The sequence below is a fragment of the Herbiconiux sp. FW305-C-125 genome, from assembly GCF_058783455.1.
In genome coordinates, this window is the sequence record NZ_JBYSYO010000027.1 from 1 (window position 1) to 3,643 (window position 3,643).

Here is a 3,643-nt window from a genome sequence, read left to right on the forward strand (position 1 = left end):
GTCTGAGAAGTGCTGCGCTTCTCAGACCGTTTCTTCGTGCTCGGGGTTCCTGTCTTACCTCGCTGTCGGGTCACCGCCCTATTGCGGGGCCTGTCAACACAGGAGTCAGGAGCGATCTATGTCTTACACGTCCACCCGCCCACCGGATGATCGGCCCAGGGTCGATCCCCAGGAGCGAAGATTCCGAGCGCAGTTCGCCGCCTTGCTGCTGGCGCTGCTGATGCTCGTATCGAGCCTCGTCATGATGCCTGCTCCGGCTGCGCAGGCCGCGACCCTGGGCGTCGGGTATGGAAATGAGCAGTTGTGGCTCGGTTCGTTCTCCTCACACGGCCGTCAGGCATACTGCATGGACATCGACGCGCTGCCGCCCTACGGGAACACCGAGCATCCCGAGCTGAAGACCACCCTCGACAATCTCTCCGATGGGCAACTCGCACGGCTGAACTATGTGCTGGCGACCTGGGGCGAATCGTCAGACCCGGCGATCACGGCTGCGGTGCAGCTGTTCGTGTGGGATGTCGCCGACCACGACACCTATGCCGCGCGCGGCGGTGAGGCGCACTTCATCGAGCGTGTACCGGCTGGTGCGCGGTCGACGGTGCTCGGAAACCTCGCAGCGATGCGGCAGGCCGCCGCCGAGAACGCGGTGGCGAAGCCGTCCGCGTCGATGAGTATCGAGATGAGCGACCAGTACCAGGGTCGCCTCACGATCAGCACCACGCCGGGGTCGCTGACGGGTGCAGTAACGCTCACCAATGCGACGTTTGCGAACGGTGCGACTACTGCGACACTCGGTGCGGGCACGCACGCGATCACCGGCACCCCCGCTGAGGGTGCGCCGGAGTACCGTGTGAGTGCGTCGTTCTCGTCACGGGCTGCGGGGATGGGTGCTGGGGTGGATATGTTCTACACTCCCGGCGAGCAGCGGATTCTCGCAGCAGCGAGTTTCGAGCCGGTGAGAGCCGCCGCGCAGTCTCCCGTGATCCCGCTCGATTTTCAGCCCGAGCTGACCACGCAGGTCGCATCGAAGTTCGTACAGGCGGGCGACCAGTTCGTTGACGGCGTGAACGTGACGGTGACGAAGCACTCGTGGATTCGCATCAACGGTTCCCCGATCCCGGTCGAGGCCGTCGGCACGCTCTACGGCCCGTTCGACGCGCAGCCCGCCGAGGCGAACGCGCCGCCGCGCGGTGCGCCTGTCACGGGCACGGAGAAGCTCACCCTGACCGGCCCCGGCAGTTACACGTCGCCGGGCACGATCACCGCTCCCGAGTCGGGTTTCTACACCTGGGTCTGGTCGATCGACAAAGAGGCGCAGGGAGGCAACGCGAAGTACATCACTGAGAGCTTCACCGATCGTTTCGGCCTCGTACCTGAGACGTCGGTGGTGCCGTTCCAGCCCGAGGCGGTCTCGCGCGCTGACCAACGGCTCGTGAACCCCGGCGATACCGTAACTGACACGATCACCGTGTCCTCGAGTAACGGGGTCTGGCTCAAGCACAACGGCGAGCACATCCCCGTGATCTTCGAGGGCACCGCCTATCAGGTGCCCGGCACGCTGCCTCCTGAGCAGGCCGGCCAGGTGCCCGCTGATGCGCGAGCAATCGAGACGGTCACGATCACCGCGACCGGCCCCCGCACCTACACCAGCCCTGAGATCGTTCTGCCGAACGCGGGGTTTGTGACCTGGGTGTGGGAGATGAAGCGCGCTGACCAGCCTGAATGGGTGCGCCCCTACCTCGCCGCTGATTGGGCCGATGACTACGGCATCAACATCGAGACGCACTCGGTGCGCTGGCCGATCAAGATCGTCTCCGAGGTCAAGGAATACAACGTGCATCTCAAAGGCGGTCGCGCGTTCGACCGGATCGAGATGAGCGGGTTCCCCGAGAATCACGGCGAGTTCGAGGGCGACGGGTACTGGGGTGCCGACCATGACGAGGTCGTGCACACGGTGTATGGCCCGTTCAAGACCGAGGACGAGCTGACCAATGACCTCGATCTTGAGGATGCCCCCGTTCTCACCTCGATCACGACGCCCGCACGGAACGGTACCTACCATCTCGGGTACACGGATGAGGATGCGATCAAGCCGGTGAAGCCCGGCTACTACGTCATCGTGTCGCATTTCGCTGGTGACGACCGGGTGCAGCCGCACACGACTTCGCCGGGCGATATTCGCGAGCGGTTCTTCGTGCCCGATGATCGACAGCCCGTGTCGGTGATCACGCAGGCGACACGCGAGGCGCGCGTCGGCGAACCGTTCGAGGATCTCGCACTCGTGCAAGGCACCGACATTCCCGAAGGCGCATACCTGATCTTCCGCGCTCACGGCCCGGTCGATCCCGAAGCCGAGCCGCAGTGCGACGCACCGTTCTTCGAGAGCGAGCAGATTCCTGTCACCCAGGCAGGCGTCTACCGCTCCGGCACCACGAGCGTCGACCAGCCCGGCCATGTCTACTGGGTCGAGACCCTGTACGACAAAGACGGCGAAGTGATCGCAGAGGGGCGCTGCGGCGCTCCGGGCGAGACCACCGTGATCACCGGGCAGCCCGAGGAAGTGAGCGTGGTCACGAACGCAGTGCCCGAGGTACTGCTCGGTGATCCCGCACACGACGTCGCTACCGTCACAGGTAACGTGCCCGAGGGTTCCACGCTGAAGTTCGAGGCGTACCGACAGGGCGGCAGCGAGGCGCTCTGCACCGCAGACGAGCTGGTCTTCACCTCAGAAACCATCGAGGTCGACAGGCCGGGCGACTACCGCTCGAACGATGTGGTGTTTGATCGCGTCGGCACCTACTACTGGGTGGAGACCCTGATCGGCCCCGACGGTGACGTGCTGCATCGTGGCCAGTGCGGTGCCCCGAACGAGACCACCAAGGTCGTGACCGAGCTGACCGCTCCGCCTGAGCTGGCGGTCACCGGCAGCGACAACGGCGGCATGTGGGCTCTCGGCATCGGCGCGGGCGTCGCGATTCTCGCCGCAGCAGGCGTGCTGTTGTTCGGGCGTCGCCTCGCTCAGCAGCGCGACGAGGCAGACGGTGCGGATGATGAGGATGCCGAAGTCGACAGGAAGGGTGGTGATGCTATCGACACATTCATGAACGACTAACACGCACACTCCCCCAGAGAGGCACGACCCCTGTACCGGGGCCGTGCCTCTTGTCATGCATGTGCCCCACTTCGTAGCCAGAACCCAGTTGAAGCCGGGCCCAACGGCAGGGTCTCAGCAGGGTCCTACACACTCGCGATCTCAGTCCGGCAGAGGGTCAGGCCAGCGCCACCAGCCACCGGCAATGCGCGAAGACGCTTATCTGAGAGGAGCTCAGTCGTCGAGGAAATCTCTCGCCGGAAAGTAACCGAGGCGCAGTAGTTCGGACCAGACTTCCTTCACGATATGGCGGTCGTCATCTGGTGCGATCTTCGCGGCTTCAACGATCGGTTGCAGGAACGATGGCAGGGTGGTTCGGCCCCGAAGCAGATGGAGCCCTACCTTCAGAAGAGCTGAGGGATGGTCTATTGGGAACTCGCCAGGATCGTAATAGTCGAAGCCTCGATCCTCGTCTGACCTGACTCGCGCCAAGTTAGTGCGTGACGCTCGCGGCGACGGCGTCGAAGATGGCTTGCGCCGTGTCGCCGGGTG

2 protein-coding genes are annotated in these 3,643 nt (G+C 64.4%); one reads left to right on the forward strand and one right to left on the reverse strand.

Features of this window, described 5'->3' with window-relative positions; genetic code table 11:
- A partial coding sequence (locus tag AC3WLB_RS24210; RefSeq protein WP_492510479.1) for a thioester domain-containing protein occupies positions 1 to 3,112 on the forward strand: 3,112 nt, incomplete at its 5' end.
- 213 nt (positions 3,113 to 3,325) lie between these two features.
- Here the strand turns inward: AC3WLB_RS24210 and AC3WLB_RS24215 are convergent.
- Positions 3,326 to 3,643 (reverse strand): hypothetical protein (locus AC3WLB_RS24215; protein ID WP_492510481.1); only part of this gene is annotated, 318 nt, incomplete at its 5' end.